The organism is Streptomyces sp. L500 (genome assembly GCF_054551825.1).
The window spans coordinates 62,270-83,207 of the sequence record NZ_JBTOLC010000027.1 but is presented as its reverse complement, the minus strand read 5'-3'; the positions used below and the strand labels follow the sequence as shown (position 1 = coordinate 83,207).

General features: G+C 71.9%; 14 protein-coding genes. 11 read left to right on the top strand and 3 right to left on the bottom strand.

What is annotated here, in order from left to right:
* Window positions 1–64 precede the first annotated feature (64 nt).
* The 3 genes from ACX9I7_RS22840 (at window position 65) to hflX (ending at window position 5,475) form a co-directional block, all read left to right on the top strand.
* On the top strand, window positions 65–2,209 hold the full coding sequence (locus ACX9I7_RS22840) for a RelA/SpoT family protein (protein ID WP_387572063.1): 2,145 nt from the start codon (window positions 65–67) through the stop codon (window positions 2,207–2,209).
* Window positions 2,210–2,345: 136 nt separating this feature from the next.
* On the top strand, window positions 2,346–3,830 hold the full coding sequence (locus ACX9I7_RS22835; RefSeq protein WP_459388347.1) for a M1 family metallopeptidase: 1,485 nt from the start codon (window positions 2,346–2,348) through the stop codon (window positions 3,828–3,830).
* Window positions 3,831–3,972: 142 nt separating this feature from the next.
* Entirely contained in the window at window positions 3,973–5,475 is a 1,503-nt protein-coding gene (gene hflX, locus ACX9I7_RS22830; RefSeq protein ID WP_387572059.1) for a GTPase HflX, read from the top strand.
* A 73-nt stretch (window positions 5,476–5,548) separates the two neighbouring features.
* Here hflX and ACX9I7_RS22825 read toward each other — a convergent pair whose 3' ends face one another.
* Window positions 5,549–6,751 carry a trypsin-like serine peptidase gene (locus ACX9I7_RS22825; RefSeq protein ID WP_358631637.1) on the bottom strand — a complete coding sequence of 401 codons (1,203 nt, stop codon included), beginning with the start codon at window positions 6,749–6,751 and terminating at the stop codon, window positions 5,549–5,551.
* Between the two features lie 263 nt (window positions 6,752–7,014).
* Here ACX9I7_RS22825 and ACX9I7_RS22820 point away from each other — a divergent pair, with 263 nt between their 5' ends.
* The 4 genes from ACX9I7_RS22820 to ACX9I7_RS22805 all read left to right on the top strand — a co-directional run bounded on the left by ACX9I7_RS22820 (window position 7,015) and on the right by ACX9I7_RS22805 (window position 13,456).
* Window positions 7,015–8,571 carry an aminotransferase class III-fold pyridoxal phosphate-dependent enzyme gene (locus ACX9I7_RS22820; protein WP_459388346.1) on the top strand — a complete coding sequence of 519 codons (1,557 nt, stop codon included), beginning with the start codon at window positions 7,015–7,017 and terminating at the stop codon, window positions 8,569–8,571.
* Window positions 8,572–8,649: 78 nt separating this feature from the next.
* Window positions 8,650–10,602: an IucA/IucC family protein gene (locus tag ACX9I7_RS22815; protein WP_459388345.1), complete on the top strand. Its 1,953-nt coding sequence runs from the start codon at window positions 8,650–8,652 to the stop codon at window positions 10,600–10,602.
* Between the two features lie 7 nt (window positions 10,603–10,609).
* Entirely contained in the window at window positions 10,610–11,371 is a 762-nt protein-coding gene (locus ACX9I7_RS22810) for a GNAT family N-acetyltransferase (protein ID WP_387572049.1), read from the top strand.
* Window positions 11,372–11,476: 105 nt separating this feature from the next.
* On the top strand, window positions 11,477–13,456 hold the full coding sequence (locus tag ACX9I7_RS22805) for an ATP-dependent DNA helicase (RefSeq protein WP_358238408.1): 1,980 nt from the start codon (window positions 11,477–11,479) through the stop codon (window positions 13,454–13,456).
* Between the two features lie 203 nt (window positions 13,457–13,659).
* On the opposite strand, the gene lexA is transcribed toward ACX9I7_RS22805, so the two are convergent.
* Window positions 13,660–14,445 carry a transcriptional repressor LexA gene (gene lexA / locus ACX9I7_RS22800; protein WP_099202316.1) on the bottom strand — a complete coding sequence of 262 codons (786 nt, stop codon included), beginning with the start codon at window positions 14,443–14,445 and terminating at the stop codon, window positions 13,660–13,662.
* Between the two features lie 577 nt (window positions 14,446–15,022).
* Here lexA and nrdR point away from each other — a divergent pair.
* The 3 genes from nrdR to ACX9I7_RS22785 all read left to right on the top strand — a co-directional run bounded on the left by nrdR (window position 15,023) and on the right by ACX9I7_RS22785 (window position 19,523).
* Window positions 15,023–15,556, top strand: coding sequence for a transcriptional regulator NrdR (gene nrdR / locus ACX9I7_RS22795; RefSeq protein WP_459388344.1), 534 nt, complete (start codon window positions 15,023–15,025; stop codon window positions 15,554–15,556).
* A 113-nt stretch (window positions 15,557–15,669) separates the two neighbouring features.
* Window positions 15,670–18,543, top strand: coding sequence for a vitamin B12-dependent ribonucleotide reductase (locus tag ACX9I7_RS22790; RefSeq protein ID WP_387572041.1), 2,874 nt, complete (start codon window positions 15,670–15,672; stop codon window positions 18,541–18,543).
* A gap of 374 nt (window positions 18,544–18,917) precedes the next feature.
* Window positions 18,918–19,523: a YdbC family protein gene (locus ACX9I7_RS22785; RefSeq protein ID WP_126916422.1), complete on the top strand. Its 606-nt coding sequence runs from the start codon at window positions 18,918–18,920 to the stop codon at window positions 19,521–19,523.
* On the opposite strand, the gene ACX9I7_RS22780 is transcribed toward ACX9I7_RS22785, so the two are convergent.
* Window positions 19,480–20,175 carry a TetR/AcrR family transcriptional regulator gene (locus ACX9I7_RS22780; protein ID WP_459388343.1) on the bottom strand — a complete coding sequence of 232 codons (696 nt, stop codon included), beginning with the start codon at window positions 20,173–20,175 and terminating at the stop codon, window positions 19,480–19,482. The two genes, ACX9I7_RS22785 and ACX9I7_RS22780, sit on opposite strands and share 44 nt — an antisense overlap.
* A gap of 100 nt (window positions 20,176–20,275) precedes the next feature.
* Between ACX9I7_RS22780 and ACX9I7_RS22775 the strand changes: the two genes are divergently transcribed.
* Complete coding sequence (locus ACX9I7_RS22775; RefSeq protein WP_126916423.1) at window positions 20,276–20,935, top strand: histidine phosphatase family protein; 660 nt, start codon at window positions 20,276–20,278, stop codon at window positions 20,933–20,935.
* Window positions 20,936–20,938 lie beyond the last annotated feature (3 nt).

The following is a 20,938-nucleotide window of genomic DNA, read 5'->3' as shown; positions in this document are numbered from 1 at the left end:
GGTAGCATCAAGCACCGGCCTGGAGGCGTGAGCCGACCGCCGGTCGACGCTGCCGGAGGTGCCCATGGGCGCAGAGGTCACGAACACCGGTGCTCCCGGCCGCAGGCGCGGCCGCCGCATCGACCTGAGACGGCTGGGACGCGCGGCGCTCAGCGGCTCCGGCGCCCGCGGCCGGCTCCCCGACGCCATCGACCACGTCGCCAAGGTCCACCGCGCCCACCACCCCGGCGCCGACCTGGACATCCTCCGCCGGGCCTACGTCCTCGCCGAGTCCTCCCACCGCGGTCAGACGCGCAAGAGCGGCGAGCCCTACATCACCCACCCCCTCGCCGTCACCCTGATCCTGGCCGAACTGGGCGCCGAGACCACCACCTTGACCGCGTCCCTCCTCCACGACACGGTCGAGGACACCGAGGTGACCCTCGATCAGGTGGGGGAGGCGTTCGGCGAGGAGGTGCGCTTCCTCGTCGACGGCGTCACCAAGCTGGAGAAGGTCGACTACGGCGCCGCCGCCGAGCCCGAGACCTTCCGCAAGATGCTCGTCGCCACCGGCAACGACGTCCGGGTCATGTCCATCAAGCTCGCCGACCGCCTCCACAACATGCGCACCCTCGGCGTCATGCGCCCCGAGAAACAGGCGCGCATCGCCAAGGTCACCCGCGACGTGCTGATCCCGCTCGCCGAGCGGCTGGGCGTGCAGGCCCTCAAGACCGAGCTGGAGGACCTGGTCTTCGCCATCCTCCACCCCGACGAATACGCCCGCACCCGCGACCTCGTCCTCGCCCACGCGGGCCGCCCCGACCCCCTGGAGGCCACCGCCGCACGGGTGCGCGCCATCCTGCGCGAGGCGGACATCACCGCCGAAGTCCTCGTCCGCCGCCGCCATTTCGTCTCCGTGCACCGCGTGCGGATCAAGCGCGGCGAGCTCACCGGTTCCGACCTGGGCAGACTGCTCGTCCTGGTCGCCGAGGACGCGGACTGCTACGGGGTCCTCGGCGAGCTGCACACCTGCTTCACCCCGTTCATCTCCGAGTTCAAGGACTTCATCGCCGCCCCCAAGTTCAACCTCTACCAGTCGCTGCACACGGCCGTCGCCGGCGAGGACGGCCAGGCGGCCGAAGTCCTCATCCGCACCCACCGGATGCACCGGGTCGCCGAGGCCGGCGTCGTCGCCCTCGGCAACCCCTACGCGGCCCCGGACGCCCCCGACGCGCCGGACGGCGAGCGCGTCGACCCCACGCGCCCCGGCTGGCTCTCCCGACTCCTGGAATGGCAGCGCGCCACCCCCGACCCGGACACGTTCTGGACGTCCCTGCGCGACGAGCTCGCCCAGGACCGCGAGGTCACGGTCTTCCGGGCCGACGGCGGCACCATCGGCCTCCCGGCGGGCTCCAGCTGCGTCGACGCGGCCTACGCCCAGTACGGCGACGGGGCGCACCACTGCATCGGCGCCCGGGTCAACGGCAGGCTGGCCGCCCTCGGCACCGTGCTGCGCGACGGCGACACCCTCCATCTGCTGATGTCCCCGGACAGCGCCTCCGGCCCCTCGCCCGAGTGGCGCGAGCACGCCCGGACGCCGGCGGCCCGGATCGCCATCGACCGCTGGCTGGCCGCCCACCCGGCGCCCGAACCGGCCGCCGACGGTCCGCCCGCCGCACCGCCCGCCCCTGGCCCGCCCCGGTCCGCCCCCCGGGCCGCCTCCCCCGCGCGCGGCCCGGTCGCCGTCGTCACCGGAGCGGCGGGCGAGGGCGAGGGCGAGCGGGCGGCCGTGAGCGTACGGCTGGCGGGCTGTTGCACCCCCGTCCCACCCGACGAGGTCACCGGCTTCGCGGTGCGCGGCGGCACGGTGACGGTGCACCGCGCGCCCTGCCCCGTGGTCGACCGGATGGTCACCTCGGGCCGGCAGCCGGTGGAGGTGCGCTGGCGCAGCCCGGACGAGGCGGGCGGCGGGGACTACCGCGTGACCCTGCGGGCGGAGTCGTTCAGCAGACCGCATCTGCTCGCCGACCTGACCGAGGCCATCGCGGCCGAAGGGGTCGCCGTCATCTCGGCCGCCGTCGAGCCGCCGTACGAGCAGCGCGTGCGGCACACCTACACCCTCCAGCTGGCCGACCCGGGCCGGCTGCCGGAGCTGATGCGGGCGATGCGCCGGGTCCCGGGGGTCTATGACGTCGAGCGGGCGGGCCGGGCGCTGACGGCCCCGCTGTAGCCGCGCGTCCGCCGGCCGGGAAGCATGCCCATCTGTCGTCCGATACGACACTCGTACCAGCATCCAAGACGCTCGTAAGGGTGGGCCGACGTCGCGCCGCCACCGGCGCGCGGGCGCGCGCTGGTAGCGGTGGAGCATGTCGCACTCACCCGCCCCCGGGGAGCGTTCCCCGCAGCGCCGGCGCTTCCCGCGCCGCCGGGCCGCCCTCCTCGCGGCCGCGGCGGTCCTGGTCCTGGGCGCCGCCGCGCCGCCGACCCCCGAGGCCCGGGGGATCGGCGACCGGCTCTTCCCCCACCTGGGCAACCCCGGCTACGACATCGCGGCCTACGACATCTCGCTCGTCTACCACGCCAACAACCAGCCGCTGGACGCCGTGACCCGGTTCGTCGCCCGGTCCGCCGCGCGGCTCGACGACTTCAACATGGACTTCACCCACGGCGCGATCGCCTCGGTGGAGGTCAACGGCGCGCTCGCCCAGTTCACCCCCGCCGGAGAGGACGTGGTCGTCACCCCGACCGAGCCGGTGCCCTCCGGCAGCTCGTTCACCGTCACCGTCCACCACACCAGCGATCCGCGCGGCGAGGGCGAGGGCGGCTGGGTGCCGACCAGCGACGGCCTCGTCATGGCCAATCAGGCCGACGCCGCGCACCGGGTCTTCCCCGGCAACGACCACCCCTCCGACAAGGCGCTGTTCACCTTCCGCGTGACCGCCCCGAAAGAGCTGACCGTGGTCGCCAACGGGCTGCCCGCCGGGCAGACCACCGAGGGAGCGAACACCACCTGGACCTACCGCACCCTCCACCCCATGGCCACCGAACTCGCGCAGGTCGCCATCGGCCGCTCCACCGTGCCCCAGCGCGGCGGCCCGCGCGGGCTGAAGCTGCGGGACGTGGTGCCGGCCGCCGACCAGAAGGCCCTGGAGAGCTGGACCGCCAAGACGCCGGACCAGATCGCGTGGATGGAGAAGCGGGTCGGGAACTACCCCTTCGAGACCTACGGCGTGCTCATCGCCGACGCCTCGACCGGCTTCGAGCTGGAGACGCAGACCCTCTCCCTCTTCGAGCGCGACGTGTTCACCAAGGCCGGCTTCCCCGACTGGTACGTGGAGTCGATCATGGTTCACGAGCTCGCCCACCAGTGGTTCGGCGACAGCGTGAGCCCCCGCGTCTGGTCCGACCTCTGGCTCAACGAAGGCCACGCCACCTGGTACGAATCGCTCTACGCGGAGGAGCGCAAGGGCCGGAAGCTGGTGGACCGGATGCGCGTCGCCTATCAGCTCTCCGACCAGATGCGCGCCGACGGAGGCCCCCCGGCGGCGATCAAGGGGCCCGTGCCCGGCAAGAAGATCAGCATCTTCCGGCCCGTCTGCTACGACGGCAGCGCCCTGGTGCTCTACGCCCTCCGCCAGCGGATCGGGACGGCGGCCTTCGACCGCCTGGAGCGCGAGTGGGTGCGCCGCTACCACGACTCCACCGCCACCACCGCCGACTTCGTCGCCCTCGCCTCCGAGGTCTCCGGCCAGGACCAGGCCCGGTTCCTCCAGCCCTGGCTGTACGGGCGGACGACCCCGCCCATGCCCGGGCACCCCGACTGGAAGACGACCCCGCCGAAACCCGCGTGACGCCCCGGCGGCGGCATGGGAACATCGACGGGTCGGCGAGGCGGCCGCCCCCGGGAATCTCCGGAAGGCGCCGGACGTTGTCGATGCCGTGAGCCCTCGGCACGAGGGCGTCGCACAGTCGTCCAATCAAGCAAAGGATCAAATGACCTCCTCTTCTTCCCTTCCCCAGGACCGGCAGGACCGGCAGAGCCTCCCGGAGAGCCTTCGGGCCGACGCCCTGATGGAAGAGGACGTCGCCTGGAGCCACGAGATCGACGGGGAGCGCGACGGCGAGCAGTACGACCGTTCCGAGCGCGCCGCGCTCCGCCGTGTCGCCGGGCTCTCCACCGAGCTCGAGGACGTCACCGAGGTCGAGTACCGGCAGCTGCGCCTGGAGCGTGTGGTGCTGGTCGGCGTCTGGACGTCCGGCACGGTCCAGGACGCCGAGAACTCCCTCGCGGAGCTCGCCGCCCTCGCCGAGACGGCCGGCGCGCAGGTCCTCGACGGCGTCGTCCAGCGCCGCGACAAGCCGGACCCGGCCACCTACATCGGCTCGGGCAAGGCCCAGGAGCTCCGGGACATCGTCCTGGAGACCGGCGCCGACACCGTCGTCTGCGACGGTGAGCTCAGCCCCGGCCAGCTCATCCACCTCGAGGACGTCGTCAAGGTCAAGGTCGTCGACCGCACCGCCCTGATCCTCGACATCTTCGCCCAGCACGCCAAGTCCCGCGAGGGCAAGGCCCAGGTCTCCCTCGCCCAGATGCAGTACATGCTGCCCAGGCTGCGCGGCTGGGGCCAGTCGCTGTCCCGGCAGATGGGTGGTGGTGGCTCCGGCTCCTCCGGCGGCGGCATGGCCACCCGTGGCCCCGGTGAGACCAAGATCGAGACGGACCGGCGACGGATCCGCGAGAAGATGGCGAAGATGCGCCGGGAGATCGCGGAGATGAAGACCGGCCGCGACGTCAAGCGCCAGGAGCGCCGCCGGAACAAGATCCCGTCGGTGGCCATCGCGGGCTACACCAACGCCGGCAAGTCCTCGCTGCTCAACCGTCTCACCGGCGCGGGCGTACTGGTGGAGAACTCCCTGTTCGCCACCCTGGACCCGACCGTCCGCCGGGCCGAGACGCCCTCGGGACGGATCTACACCCTCGCCGACACCGTCGGCTTCGTCCGGCACCTGCCGCACCACCTCGTCGAGGCGTTCCGCTCCACCATGGAGGAGGTCGGCGACTCCGACCTGATCCTCCACGTGGTCGACGGCTCGCACCCGGCGCCGGACGAGCAGCTGGCCGCCGTGCGCGAGGTGATCCGGGACGTCGGCGCGGTCGACGTGCCCGAGATCGTGGTGATCAACAAGGCGGACGCCGCCGATCCGCTCGTCCTCCAGCGGCTGCTCCGCATCGAGAAGCACTCGATCGCGGTGTCGGCGCGGACCGGCGAGGGCATCGCGGAGCTGCTGGCACTGATCGACTCCGAGCTGCCGCGCCCCGCCGTGGAGATCGAGGCGCTCGTGCCGTACACCCATGGCTCGCTGATCGCCCGGGTGCACAAGGACGGCGAGGTGATCTCCGAGGAGCACACCCCGGAGGGCACCCTGATCAAGGCCCGGGTCCACGAGGAGCTCGCCGCCGAGCTCCAGCGGTTCGTACCGGCCGCCCGGCACTGACCCCGCCGACACGAAGGCCCGCCCCGACATCGGTCGGGGCGGGCCTTCGCTCATTGCCGCTTACTACTGCTCGCTACTGCTTGTTGGCGAACTTCTGGCTCAGCGCGTCGTAGACGCCCTTGGCCTCCGGGCCCAGGCGCGGCCCCGCCAGCCAGGTGCTGTTGGCCGGGCCGATCGACGTGTTGGAGATCAGCACCGGCTTGCCGTCCGGACCGTTGGCGAACCAGCCGCCACCCGACGAACCGCCCGTCATCGTGCAGCCGATGCGGTACATCGTGGGCTGCGACGACTCGATGGTCAGGCGGCCCGGCTTGTCCACGCAGTCGTACATCTTCTGCCCGTCGAAGGGCGGCGCGGCCGGGTAGCCCCAGGCCCCCATGCTGCTGATGGACTTCACCTGCGGGGTGCTGAAGTCGACGGTGAGGGCGTTGCCGACCGTCTCCTCCAGGGACTTCCCAGTGGCGTTCTCGGACTTCACGTGGAGCACGGAGAAGTCGTACGGAGCGCCCGCGCCACCGGTCTCGGCGCCCTGGGTGATCCACTGCGTCGACGTCTGCGCCCAGTCCGCCCACCACAGGCCGTACGGGGCGACGTCCTGCACCGGAGCGCTGTTGACCTGCGCGCCCGGGAGGCCGTTGTCGTTGTAGGACGGCACGAAGGCGATGTTCCGGTACCAGCCGCCCTTCTGGCCGGCGTGCACGCAGTGGCCGGCGGTCCACACCAGGTTGGACTTGCCGGGGTGCGCCGGGTCCTTGACGACCGTGCCCGAGCAGACCATGTGGCCCTCGGGGCTGTCGAAGAAGACCTTGCCCACCGGGGCGGCGTTGTTGTGGTACGGCAGACCGACGGCCTTGGCGGTGACCGGACGCGGCTCCGGGTCCGTGACGCCCTGGTCGCTCGCCCCGCCGCCCGGCACGGTGCCGGGGGCGCCCTGGGTGGCCAGCGTCTTGTCGCTGGAGTGGGCGTCCTTCATCGTGTCGGGCTTCCAGTGGCCCTTGATGATGGGGTTGACGAAGTCGCGGGCCTCACGCAGCCACTGGTCCTTGTCCCAGTTCTTCCAGGCGCCGTCCTGCCACTTCTTCTTCCACTTCTCCAGGTCCTGGGCGGGAATGCCCTTGGGCAGGCTGGGGAAGTCGTCGCCCTTCTGGCTCGCGGCCGCGCTGGGCTTGGTGTCGCCCGCGGCCTTGTCGTCGGACGGGCCGCACGCGGTGGCCGTCAGCGCCAGGGCGGCGGTGAGGGCGGCCGCGGCCAGGACTGGCCGCCTTGTCGATGGCATGGAGTGGGCTCCCCCTGTGATCTGTGCGTATCGGGTGGTTCATGTCCGCTATGTGCGCGGCATGGCGTGAACTTGTCATGCCCCGTCCCGGCGAGGGGCGGGGCCCCCACTATGCCGGTGCCGAGGGAGACGGACACGGGCGGGTCCTCGGTTCCGGAACGAAGGATCTTGCGATCGGACCGTGATCCGCAGCTCGCGGCGTCGTTGGTACGTACGGGGGACGACCGGCCACCGTTCAGCGGGCAGAAGGAGGTAACCGAGCCATGACCCCGACCCGACTACCGCCGCCCGCACCGCTCTTGGCACGCCGGGCCGGGCGCGCGGGCACGCCGCGGCGACAGCCGACCCGCGAGCCCTCGGCCCGGACGTACGCCCGGTCGCTGCCCGTCGTGCCCGTGCGCGCCCGGGGCCTGACCATCGAGGGCGCCGACGGCCGTCGCTATCTCGACTGCCTCTCGGGCGGCGGCGCCCTCGCGCTCGGCCACAATCACCCGGTCGTGTTGGAGGCCATCCGCGCCGTACTCGACTCCGGCGCGCCGCTCCAGGTCCCGGACCTCGCCACGCCCGTCCAGGAGGCCTTCGCGGACGAGCTGTTCGCGACCCTCCCGCGCGGACTGGCCGACTCGGCCCGGATCCGGTTCTGCGGCCCCGCCGCCACCGATGCCCTGGCGGACGCCTTCCGCCTCGTCCGCGCCGCGACCGGCCGCGCCGGACTCCTCGCCCTCGGGGGCGACGGGCTGGGGGAGGTGGTGTCGGGGTTCGCCTCGCCGCAGGGGCCCCTGGCCGGAGGAGCCGGCGCGGTCGGCTGTGCGTCGGGGTGTCCGATCGGCGGAGTCGGCACAGGGCGCGCTCGCGCGCCGGGGCTTCCGTTCGTCGACGTTCGCATGGGAAACCTCGGCGCGGAGGATTGTTCGCCCGGGCTGCCGTTTGCCGACATCCGCACCGCAAACCTCGGCGCTGTCGGCTGTGCGCCGGAGTTTCCGCCCCCGGGTGTCCACGCAGGGGGCTGCGGGGCGACGGGCTGTCCGTTCGGGCCCCCGACCGGCGGCGCCCGCACGGACGCGGCCGGACGTCCGATCGGTGACGTCCACCGCCGCGCCCCGCTTCCCGCCGGGCTCGTCGTCGAGCCCGTCCTGGGCGACGGAGTGGTGCCGGTGGCCGACGACCGGCTGCGCTGGATCCGCGATGTCACCACGGCGCGGGCCGTGCCGCTCATCGCCGACGAGACGTGGACGGGGGCCGGCCGCACGGGCGCCTTCTGGGCCGTCGAGCACAGCCGCGTCGTCCCCGACGTCATGGTCCTGTCCAGGGCCATCGGCGGCAGTCTCCCGCTCGCCGTCATCGTCCACCGCGACGACCTCGACGCCCGGCCGAGCCGGCAAGGCCCGGCCGCCGCCTTCCAGGGCAACCAGCTCGCCATGGCCGCGGGCACGGCCACCCTGCGCCACATCCGGCAGAACGGACTGGACCGCCGCGCGGCCGTCCTCGGCGCCCGGATGCTCGAACGGCTGCGGCGGCTCGCGCGGGAGCACGCGTGCGTCGCGGACGTACGCGGCAAGGGCCTGATGATCGGCATCGAGCTCACCGACCCCGAGGCCGCCCCCCAAGCCGACCCCCAGGCCACCGCGCTGGCCGAGACCGTCCGGCGGGAGTGCCTGCGCCGGGGCCTGATCGTCGGGCTGAGCGACCGCCGCCCCCCGGTGATCCGGCTGCTCCCGCCCCTCACCCTCACCGACGAGCAGGCCGAGGCCGTCCTCGACCGGCTGTCCGACGCCGTCGCCGCGGCCTCCCGCACCGTCCGCCGGCGCCCCACCCCCTAGACCCGCCGCACCAGACCGCCGAAGGAGGAAGGCGCCGCAGCCCGGCCGGAACGCCGTGACCTGTACGCCGCACCCCGCATGAACGCGTCCCTCCCCACCGATGCATCCCCCGTCGGCCAGGCCCTGACCCCGGCGCTGCCGCGCCCGCACGGCAGGGCCGGCGAGCACGATCACGGCGGGCGCGCCGCCCGCGCCGAACTGCCCGCCGCCGGACCGCACGGCGTCGCCGAGCCCCTGGACGACCCCGACCCACGAGCCGCCGCGGACGCCGCCGCCGTGGAGAACCTGCTGCGCTGCTGGGTGCGCGAGAACGGCGTCGAACGCCCCCACGGCGACATCCTCTACCTGCCGCTCAACGCCAGCGGCATCCCGCTGAGCGTGCCGGTGCACTACTGGTCCGCCACCGGCTGGCACCGCTTCGGACGCGTCACGTTGACCGGCGGCCCCGACGACGCCCCCGCCTTCGACGCCGTCACCCTGGCCGCCCTCCTCGGCCGGGAAGCCACCCACCGCGCCGCCCAGTCCGGCCGTCCCCCCACCGACGACGGCGGGGAACTGGTCGCCCGAGTCGCCGACTCGGTACGCCGCACGGCCGTCTTCCTCGCCGACCGGCGCGAGCGGCCCGCCGACCCCGACGCGGGCGAACTCTTCCTCTACGGCGAACAGGCCCTGCTCCTCGGACACCCCCTGCACCCCGCGCCCAAGAGCCGCGAGGGACTCTCGGACGCCGAGGCCGCGCCCTACTCGCCCGAACTGCGCGGCAGCTTCCCGCTGCACTGGCTCGCCGTCGACCGTTCCGTGCTCGCCGCCGACTCGGCCTGGACCGAACGCGGCCGCCCCGTCGACGCCACCGCGCTCGCGGCCCGCCTCGCCGGACCGGACCTGGAGCGCGAACTGCCGCCCGGGACCGTCCCCCTGCCGGCGCACCCCTGGCAGGCCCGCGACATCCGCCACCGCCCCGAGTTCGCCCAGCTCTTCGACGCCGGGCTGCTGCGCGACCTCGGTCCGCGGGGCGTGCCCTGGTACCCCACGTCGTCGCTGCGGACCGTGCACCGGCCCGGCGCCCCCGCGATGCTCAAGCTCTCCGTCGGCCTGCGCGTCACCAACTCCCGTCGCGAGAACCTCCGCAAGGAGCTGCGGCGCGGCGTGGAGGTGCACCGGCTGCTGCGCGGCGGCCTCGCCGAGCGCTGGCGGACGGCCTGCGTCGGCGGGCACGGTTTCGACATCGTCCGCGACCCGGCCTGGATCGGCGTCGACGCCCCGGACGGCACCCCGCTGCGCGGGCTCGACACCGTCATCCGGCACAACCCCTTCGGCCCCGGCGACGACGCCGTGTGCCTCGCCGGGTTCGTCTCGCCCCGGCCGTGGGCCGGCCGGCAGGGCGCCACCGGCAGGCCCGCCACCCACTCCCGGCTCGCCGACACCGTCGCCCGGCTCGCCTACCGCACGGGCCGGCCCGCCGGAGCCGTCGCCACGGAATGGTTCCTGCGCTACCTCGAGGCGATCGTCCGGCCCGTCCTCTGGCTCGACGGCGAAGCGGGCATCGCCCTGGAAGCCCACCAGCAGAACACCCTCGTCCTGCTGGACGCGGACGGCTGGCCCGTCGGCGGGCGCTACCGCGACAACCAGGGCTACTACTTCCGCGAATCCCATCGCGCCGCGCTCGAACAGCGGCTTCCGGGCATCGGGCGGGAGAGCGACACCTTCGTTTCGGACGAGGTCGCCGACGAACGGTTCCTCTACTACCTCGGCGTCAACAACGTCCTCGGTCTGATCGGCGCGTTCGGCTCCCAGCGCCTCGCCGACGAGCACGTCCTGCTCGCCGCGCTCCGTCGCTTCCTCAAGGAGGCCGCGTCCGGCGCCTCCCCGGTCCGTTCCGCCCTGCCCCGGCGTCTCCTCGAAGAGCCCGTGCTGCGCTGCAAGGCCAACATGCTGACCAGGCTGCGCGGTCTCGACGAGCTCTCCGGACCCGTGGACTCCCAGTCCGTCTACGTCACGATCGCCAACCCCCTGGCCACGGCGGCGGGGTGAGCCACGGATGAACGCCGACACCAACGCCGGTACGAACGCCGGGACGAACCCGCTCAGCGACACCCTCGACCTCCGGCTGACGGACGAACTCATCGAGCTCATCACCGCCGAGCACGCCGTCCACGACCTCACCGGACCAGCCGATGCCCGCCACCACACCCGGGGGACCGGACGGCCCGGATTCCCCGATGGTCCGGGCGACTTCCTGGACGGTCTCGCCGACTGGGGGCCGGTGGGCACCGACGCGGGGCCGTTCCAGCTCGTCCCGGTGCGGATCGAGCGCGACCTCCGGCTGGTCACGCAGTGGATGAACGATCCCGCTGTCGCGGCGTTCTGGGAGCTGGCCGGCCCGGGCGCCGCCACCGTCGACCACCTCCGGGCCCAGCTCGACGGCGACGGGCGCAGCATGCCCTGTCTCGGCGTGCTCTCCGGGGTCCCGATGAGCTACTGGGAGGTCTACCGGGCCGATCTCGACCCGGTCGCCCGCCACTACCCGGCCCGGCCGCACGACACCGGGATCCACTTCCTCATCGGCAAGGTCGCGGACCGGGGCCGGGGTCTCGGCACGCTCCTCCTGCGGGCCGTCGCCGACCTGATCCTGGACCGCCGCCCCTCCTGCGACCGGGTCATCGGGGAACCGGACCTGCGCAACACCCCGTCGACGGCCGCGTTCCTCGGCGCGGGCTTCCGGCTGAGCGGCGAGGTGGAGCTGCCCGGCAAACGCGCGGCGCTGATGATCCGCGACAGGGCGCTGCGTGCCGTTCTGTGACGATCACGACGGTCCGGGTCGGCCCGTTTGTACGGCCTGGCCCGGAAAGGCCCGGGACGGACATCGGCCCGCGATGTCAGTGCCGCACCGTAGGCTGAACAGGCTATGACTGCCACCTCCTCGCCCTCCGTCACCGACCTGTTGCACGCCGCCGTCTCCGCCGTCGGCGGCAGCGAGCGGCTCGGCCAGGTCACCATGGCCGAAGCCGTCGCCGCGGCCATCGACGACGGTTCCCATCTGCTCGTCCAGGCGGGCACCGGCACCGGTAAGTCGCTCGGCTACCTCGTGCCGGCCCTCGCCCACGGCGAGCGCGTCGTCGTCGCGACGGCGACGCTCGCGCTCCAGCGCCAGCTCGTCGAGCGCGATCTGCCGAGGACGGTCGACGCGCTGCATCCGCAGCTGCGCCGACGCCCTCAGTTCGCGATGCTCAAGGGCCGCAGCAATTACCTGTGCCTCCACCGGCTCCACGAGGGGGTTCCGCAGGACGAGGAGGAGGGGCTCTTCGACCCCCTCGAGTCGGCCGCGCCCACCAGCAAGCTCGGCAAGGACCTGCTGCGCCTGCGCGACTGGGCGGACGAGACCGAGAGCGGCGACAGGGACGATCTGACGCCCGGCGTCTCCGACCGCGCCTGGGCCCAGGTGTCCGTCACCTCCCGCGAGTGCGTGGGCGCCTCGAAGTGCGCCTACGGTGCCGAGTGCTTCGCCGAGGCGGCCCGGGAGCGGGCCAAGCTCGCCGACGTGGTGGTCACCAATCACGCGCTGCTCGCCATCGACGCGATCGAGGGCGCTCCGGTCCTCCCCGGCCATGAGGTCCTGATCGTGGACGAGGCCCATGAGCTGGTCTCGCGGGTCACCGGCGTCGCGACCGGTGAGCTCACTCCCGGCCAGGTCAACCGGGCCGTCCGGCGGGCCGCCAAGCTCGTCGACGAGAAGGCGGCGGACGCCCTCCAGACCGCCGCGGAGAGCTTCGAGCGGCTGATGGAGCTCGCTCTGCCCGGCCGGCTGGAGGAGATCCCCGAGGACCTCGACCACTGTCTGATGGCCCTGCGCGATGCCGCGCGCACGGTGATCTCGTCGATCGGCAACACCCGCGACAAGTCCGTCCAGGACGAGGACGCGGTCCGCAAGCAGGCCCTGGCCTCCGTGGAGAACGTCCACGCGGTCGCCGAGCGCATCGTGGCGCGCTCCGAGTACGACGTCGTCTGGTACGAGCGGCACGACCGTTTCGGTGCCTCGCTGCGGGTGGCGCCCCTGTCGGTGTCGGGGCTGCTGAGGGAGAAGCTCTTCAGCGAGCGGTCCGTGGTGCTGACGTCGGCCACGCTCAAGCTCGGCGGCGACTTCAACGGTGTGGGCGCCTCCCTGGGCCTCGCCCCGGAGGGCGTCGAGGGGGACGACCTCCCGTCGTGGAAGGGCGTCGACGTCGGCTCGCCGTTCGACTATCCGAAGCAGGGCATCCTCTATGTCGCCCGGCACCTGGCCCAGCCGGGCCGGGAGGGCAATCGGACGGACATGCTCGATGAGCTGGCCGAGCTGGTGGAGGCGGCCGGAGGCCGCACCCTGGGGTTGTTCTCCTCGATGCGGGCCGCCCAGGCGGCCGCCGAGGCGCTCCGGGGACGGCTCGACATGCCGATCCTGCTCCAGGGCGAGGACACGCTGGGCGAGTTGATCAAGAACTTCGCCGGGGACACGCGGACGTGTCTGTTCGGCACGCTGTCGCTGTGGCAGGGCGTCGACGTGCCGGGGCCGAGCTGCCAGCTGGTGGTCATGGACCGTGTGCCCTTCCCCCGCCCGGACGATCCGCTGATGAGCGCCCGGCAGCGGGCCGTGGAGGACGCCGGGGGCAATGGCTTCATGTCCGTGGCCGCGACGCACGCGGCACTGCTGATGGCGCAGGGCGCGGGCCGGCTCGTCCGGGCGTCGGGGGACCGCGGTGTGGTCGCGGTGCTCGACCCCCGGCTGGCGACGGCCCGCTACGGATCCTTCCTGCGGGCCTCGATGCCGGACTTCTGGTACACCACGGACCGTAATCAGGTGCGCCGTTCCCTGTCCGCCATCGACGCGGCGGCCAAGGCGGAGGGAAAATAGCCGGAGACATAAGCGGTCACGCCCAGGGCGCGTGACCGCTTGAAGGGCTGCCGCGAAAACTGCCGCATAAAGAACCGCATAAAGAAAAAGCGCTCGGCGGCGTGAGCGCGCGAAACGTGTCCACGCCTAAACGCGAAGAGGCATAAAGAAGAGCCCCGGAACCGGCGCAGTTGGTTCCGGGGCCCCGTCTTTCGGCGGGTACGTCAGACCCGCCGCAATACGGCCACGACCTTGCCCAGAATGGTGGCCTCGTCGCCGGGGATGGGCTGGTAAGCGGCATTGTGCGGGAGCAGCCAGACATGGCCGTCCTCGCGCTTGAAGCGCTTGACCGTGGCCTCTCCGTCGAGCATCGCGGCCACGATGTCACCGTTCTCCGCCACGGGCTGGCGGCGGACCGTCACCCAGTCGCCGTCGCAGATGGCGGCCTCGATCATGGAATCGCCGACGACCTTGAGGACGAACAGCTCTCCGTCGCCGACCAGCTGCCGGGGGAGGGGGAAGACGTCCTCCACCGACTCCTCGGCCAGGATCGGGCCACCGGCGGCGATACGGCCCACCAGCGGGACGTACGAGGCCGCGGGCTTGCCAGTGGTGTCGGTGGGCTGGGTGCTCGGCTGGTCCGAGCCGCGCACCTCGTAGGCGCGGGGGCGGTGCGGGTCCCGGCGGAGGAAGCCCTTGCGCTCCAGGGCCATGAGCTGGTGGGCGACCGATGAGGTGCTGGAGAGCCCCACCGCCTGGCCGATCTCGCGCATGGATGGTGGGTATCCGCGGCGCTGGACCGAGTCCCGGATGACCTCGATCACACGGCGCTGCCGGTCGGTGAGCCCGGAGCTGTCCGCCCGGATGCCCGGGGGCCGTCCTGGGAGCGAGCGGGCCGGCTTCTGCCCCTCGGCGTTCATGGCTGCGTCATTCATCGGGTGTGCCTGGTCGAGTCGGTTCTGGGAGCGGTCCTGGGCGGTGATGGTGGCGCTGTCTGCGGTGGTGGTCACGTCGGCCCCTCTCGAGATGTTCTCCCTAGCTGGACAACGGTAGTTGCTTTCGAAAGGTTGCGCCAAACACACGTTCGAGTGAAATATCGCGGATTGGCTGACTTGATCAGACGGCAGGGTGTACGGGCAAAGATCAATTCGCCCCATTACGGTACTCTTCGATGCGCGCTTCGCTCGCTCGCGCCGGAGGCCCGTTCGGGTCGCGCGGCGATCGCGCGACGGCCCGTCCATCGCCCTTCGAGGGGTGTCGGCGGTGTCCGGCGGCGGCGCCGTGCCACGTCACCCAGTGTGTCATCCGTGCCCCTCCCGGCCTGCCTCCGGGTCGCTCGGGCGGGGTCGTGTCCCGTCGGCGCGGCGCGACACGCTGAGGTGGATCCTGGCGGCCGGGCACCAGATCTAGTGGTTTGATGGCCACGGCCACCCACAAGTTGTGGTCGATGACCCTCCCCGGTCATTTCGGGTCCCGGTCATCGCCTATGCTGGGGGCTGCTCGGCGAGACCCCTACGGGGGGCGCCGGAGCCGTGGATCGTGACAGCTTGTTCGAGGTTCCTCGAGGGTGAAGGAAGGTGGAGAGCCATGCACTGCCCCTTCTGCAGGCACCCCGACAGCCGGGTCGTCGACAGCCGGACCACCGATGACGGCTGCTCGATCCGCAGGCGCCGCCAGTGCCCCGACTGTTCCCGCCGGTTCACCACCGTGGAGACCGCGTCACTCATGGTGATCAAGCGGAGCGGGGTCACCGAGCCGTTCAGCCGGACCAAGGTGATCTCCGGGGTGCGCAAGGCGTGCCAGGGTCGCCCGGTCACGGAGGACGCGCTGGCGAAGCTCGGTCAGCGGGTCGAGGAAGCGGTGCGGGCCACGGGCAGCGCCGAGCTCACCACCCATGACGTCGGGCTCGCCATACTCGGCCCGCTCAAGGACCTCGACCTCGTCGCCTATCTGCGCTTCGCGTCCGTGTACCAGGCGTTCGACTCGCTCGAGGACTTCGAGGCCGCCGTCGCGGAGCTGCGCGAGGGCCTCGGCCGTGGGACCGGCGGTGGCTCCGCCGTGACCCCGACGGGCCCCGCCGCCGGCGCCGAGGTGCCGGCGCCCGCCGTCGCCGCCGACTGAGCGACGGCAATCCAGACCTACCCGGAGCGCTGAGCGCTCCCGGGTGACAGAACACATCGCGCCCCGGAAGAAAATAGGCGCATTAGGGCGTTTTGCCCGTAGAGGGAGGCGGCATGACCGAGACGACGAGCGGCTCTGCGCGAGGTTCCCGCTCCAAGGGAAACAAGGGCGGCAAGGGCCTGCGCATCGAACGCGTCCACACCACCCCCGGCGTGCACCCGTACGACGAGGTGGTCTGGGAGCGTCGTGATGTCGTCATGACCAACTGGCGCGACGGCTCGATCAACTTCGAGCAGCGTGGCGTCGAGTTCCCCGACTTCTGGTCGGTGAACGCGGTCAACATCGTCACCAGCAAGTACTTCCGCGGCGCGACCGGCTCGCCCCAGCGCGAGTCCAGCCTGCGTCAGCTCATCGACCGCGTGGTGATCACCTATCGCAAGGCGGGCGAGGAGCACGGGTACTTCGCCTCCCCGGCCGACGCCGAGATCTTCGAGCACGAGCTGACCTACGCCCTGCTCCACCAGGTCTTCAGCTTCAACTCCCCGGTGTGGTTCAACGTCGGCACCAAGCAGCCGCAGCAGGTCTCCGCCTGCTTCATCCTCTCCGTCGACGACTCCATGGAGTCGATCCTCGACTGGTACAAGGAAGAGGGGATGATCTTCAAGGGTGGTTCCGGCGCCGGCCTGAACCTCTCCCGCATCCGCTCCTCCAAGGAGCTGCTCTCCTCCGGTGGCAACGCCTCCGGCCCCGTCTCCTTCATGCGCGGTGCCGACGCCTCCGCCGGCACCATCAAGTCCGGCGGCGCCACGCGCCGTGCGGCCAAGATGGTCGTGCTCGACGTCGACCACCCCGACGTCGAGGCCTTCATCGACACCAAGGTGAAGGAGGAGGAGAAGATCCGCGCTCTGCGCGACGCGGGCTTCGACATGGACCTGGGCGGCGACGACATCACGTCCGTCCAGTACCAGAACGCCAACAACTCCGTCCGCGTGAACGACGAGTTCATGAAGGCCGTCGAGAACGGCACGAAGTTCGGTCTGCGCGCCCGGATGACCGGTGAGGTCATCGAGGAGATCGACGCCAAGGGCCTCTTCCGGAAGATGGCCGAGGCGGCCTGGGCCTGCGCCGACCCGGGCATCCAGTACGACGACACGATCAACCACTGGCACACCTCGCCGGAGACGGGCCGGATCACCGCGTCCAACCCGTGCAGCGAGTACATGCACCTGGACAACTCCTCGTGCAACCTCGCCTCCCTCAACCTCATGAAGTTCCTCCGCGACGACGACAAGGGCAACCAGTCGTTCGACGCCGAGCGCTTCGCCAAGGTCGTCGAGCTGGTCATCACGGCGATGGACATCTCCATCTGCTTCGCCGACTTCCCGACCGAGAAGATCGGCGAGACCACCCGCGCCTTCCGCCAGCTGGGCATCGGCTACGCCAACCTGGGCGCCCTGCTGATGGCCACGGGCCACGCCTACGACAGCGACGGCGGCCGCGCCCTGGCCGGCGCGATCACCTCGCTGATGACGGGTACGTCCTACAAGCGCTCCGCCGAGCTGGCCGCGGTCGTCGGCCCGTACGACGGTTACGCCCGCAACGCCGACGCCCACAAGCGCGTCATGAAGCAGCACTCCGACGCCAACGCCGTCGCCAAGCGCATGGACGACCTGGACACCCCGGTCTGGGCCGCCGCGACCGAGGCTTGGCAGGACGTGCTCCGCCTCGGCGAGAAGGACGGCTTCCGCAACGCCCAGGCCTCCGTGCTGGCCCCCACCGGCACCATCGGCCTGATGATGGACTGCGACACCACGGGCGTCGAGCCGGACCTGGCCCTGGTCAAGTTCAAGAAGCTCGTCGGCGGCGGCTCGATGCAGATCGTGAACAACACGGTCCCCAAGGCGCTCAAGCGCCTGGGCTACCAGGCCGAGCAGATCGAGGCGATCGTCGCCCACATCGCCGAGCACGGCAATGTGATCGACGCCCCGGGCCTGAAGGCCGAGCACTACGAGGTCTTCGACTGCGCCATGGGCGAGCGCGCGATCTCCGCCATGGGCCACGTGCGCATGATGGCTGCCGCGCAGCCGTTCCTCTCGGGCGCGATCTCCAAGACGGTGAACCTGCCGGAGTCGGCCACCGTCGAGGAGGTCGAGGAGGTCTACTTCGAGGGCTGGAAGATGGGCCTGAAGGCCCTCGCCATCTACCGCGACAACTGCAAGGTCGGCCAGCCGCTCTCCGCCAAGAAGAAGGAGGAGAAGAAGGCCGAGGCCGCCGCTCCCGCCGTCGCGGAGAAGGTCGTCGAGTACCGCCCGGTCCGCAAGCGCCTCCCGAAGGGCCGCCCGGGCATCACCACCTCCTTCACGGTGGGCGGCGCCGAGGGCTACATGACCGCCAACTCCTACCCGGACGACGGTCTCGGCGAGGTCTTCCTGAAGATGTCCAAGCAGGGTTCGACCCTCGCGGGCATGATGGACGCCTTCTCGATCGCCGTCTCGGTCGGCCTCCAGTACGGCGTGCCGCTGGAGACGTACGTCTCGAAGTTCACCAACATGCGCTTCGAGCCGGCCGGCATGACGGACGACCCGGACGTGCGGATGGCGCAGTCGATCGTCGACTACATCTTCCGCCGCCTGGCGCTGGACTTCCTGCCCTTCGAGACGCGCTCGGCGCTGGGCATCCACTCCGCCGAGGAGCGTCAGCGCCACCTGGACACCGGCTCGTACGAGCCGGCCGCCGAGGAGGTCGACGTCGAGGGCCTGGCCCAGTCCGCGCCGCGTCAGGTCGCGCCGGCCAAGCCGGAGCTCCCGGCCCAGCCCGCCGTGGCCGCCCCGGCGCCGAAGCAGGTCCACAACTCCACCGAACTGGTGGAGATGCAGCTCGGCCTGAACGCCGACGCGCCGCTGTGCTTCTCCTGCGGCACCAAGATGCGCCGCGCGGGCAGCTGCTACCTCTGCGAGGGCTGCGGCTCGACCAGCGGCTGCAGCTGACAGTCGTGTGACGATGGGGGAACCGGCCCGTGCCGGTTCCCCCATCGGCCTTTCCAGGGCCCGTGTTGTGATGAATCCAGGGTCCGCGTTGTGGCGAACCACTGCATCTCGACGCACCCGCACTCGCCCTTCGTCTCGCGGCCGGTGGTGCGGCGGACGGAGCCGGGTCTACGGCGGACGCTCGTGGGTTCGACACAGGCGAACGCGCGTCCTGATGGGCCGGGGATGAACGGGAAGCGGGTGCCGAGGAGTTGACCACGGTGCTGAAGAACGAGTTCCGGATCGAACTGGCCGCCGAGGACGCCGTGACCCTCACCGGCGTGTACCGCGCCGCTACGTGACGCGCGCCACTGCGGTCGCCGTACGATGGGTCGGTGCTGGTCAAGTGGATTCGCTGCACCGTGGTGGACCGCCGGGGGTTCGAGCGGGGGCAGCGGAAATGGGCGGGGCTGCTCGGCGAACCGGGATTCCGGGGGCAGGGGGGTGGCTGGAGCCGGGCGCGCCCCGGTGTGGTGCACCTCTTCGGCTTCTGGGAGAGCCGGTCGTTCTACGACTCCTTCATGGCGCGGTCCCACGACAGACTGGCGGCGGCGCAGTCCGGCACGTTCCGGAACGTCCAGGTGCGGCTCTTCGAGCACCGCTTCGATGTGAAGGTGGGATTCCGGCCGCAGTTCGGCGACGCGGACGTGGTGCGTTTCGCGCACTGCCGGGTCCATGAGGACCGGGTGGAGCACTTCACGCTGATGCAGGAGAAGGTGTGGAACCCGGCGATGGCCGGGTCGCCCGGGATGCTGCGGGGGGTCTTCGGCGAGGCGCCCGGCCCGGAGTTCCTGGTCCTGTCGATGTGGAACTCCGGCGCGGAGCACGGGAAGTACCGCGAGGACCGGGTGGAGCGGCTCGCCCTGCGGGCGCAGACGGAGGCCGATGTCGCGGCGATCACCGGTGACGTCGTGCAGATAGAGCAGGCGTGGACGGTCTGACGGCGTAGGCGCCCGCGGCGACCGCCGCGAGCGTGGCCTCCACGGCCTCGTCCGCCACGGTGGCGTCGATGGGCTCGTGGGTGATGAACAGTCTGAGGAACAGTGGGGCGCACACGGCCCGTGCGACGGCGCCCGCGTCCGTGCCGGCGGGCGCCTCGCCCCGCTCGACGGCCCGCGCGATCAGCGGTCCGCAGCGCGCGAAGCGCTGCTGATGGAAGCCGCGCAGGGCCTCCGCCGCGCGCTCGGACCGGAACGCGGCGGCGATCAAGGCGGTGGGGGCGGCGGCTGTTCCCGGGTCGGTGAAGGTGCCGACGATCTCGTGGGCGAGCGCCTGGAGGTCGCCTCTGAGGGTGCCGGTGTCGGGCGGCGTCCAGGAGTCCTCCCGCGCGAGGTCCAGGGCCGCCGTCAGGAGCCCGTCGACGCCGCCCCAGCGGCGGTAGAGCGTGGTCTTGTGGACGCCGGAGCGCTCGGCGACGTACTCGACGGTCAGGCCCGCGTAGCCGTGCTCGACGAGCCCGGCGAGAACGGCGTCCCGCACGGCGGCGCGGGTGCGCGCGGTGCGCCCGCCGGGCCGGACGGTGCCGGGCGCGGCGGACGAGGGCTCAGCAGCCAAGTGCAACTCCCGTTGCGTTAGTCGGGCGGGGTGTGTCATGCTGATGGTAACGCGACGGTGGTTGCATTTGCCGTCGTGCCGGGTCCGACCGCTGGGGGAGCGTGAGGCATGGTCCGACTGTTGGCTCTAGGGTGGCGGCATGTCACGGCCCCGGCGCATCGTCCTCCTCCGGCACGGAGAGTCGGAGGGCAACGTGGACGACACGGTCTACGAGCGGGAGCCCGACCACGCCCTCAGCCTGACCGCGAAGGGCCGCAAGCAGGCCGACCAGGCCGGGGAGCGGCTCCGGGAGCTCTTCGGCGACGAACGGATCTCCGCGTACGTCTCGCCCTACCGCCGCGCGCACCAGACCTTCCACGCCCTGAAGCTCGACCCCAGTCGTGTGCGGGTGCGCGAGGAGCCGCGCCTGCGCGAGCAGGACTGGGGGAACTGGCAGGAACGGGAGGACGTGCGCCGGCAGAAGGCCTACCGCGACGCCTACGGGCACTTCTTCTACCGCTTCGCCCAGGGCGAGTCCGGGGCCGACGTCTACGACCGGGTCGGCGCCTTCCTGGAGAGCCTGTGGCGCAGCTTCGAGGATCCTGGCCACCCGCCCAACGTCCTGCTCGTCACCCACGGCCTGACCATGCGGCTGTTCTGCATGCGATGGCTGCACTGGACCGTCGCCGAGTTCGAGTGCCTGTCCAACCCGGGCAACGCCGAGACCCGCGTGCTGCTGCTCGGCTCCGACGGTCGCTATCACCTGGACCGGCCGTTCGAGCGCTGGTGTACCCCGGAGTCGTACGGCTTCACCGACTAGAGT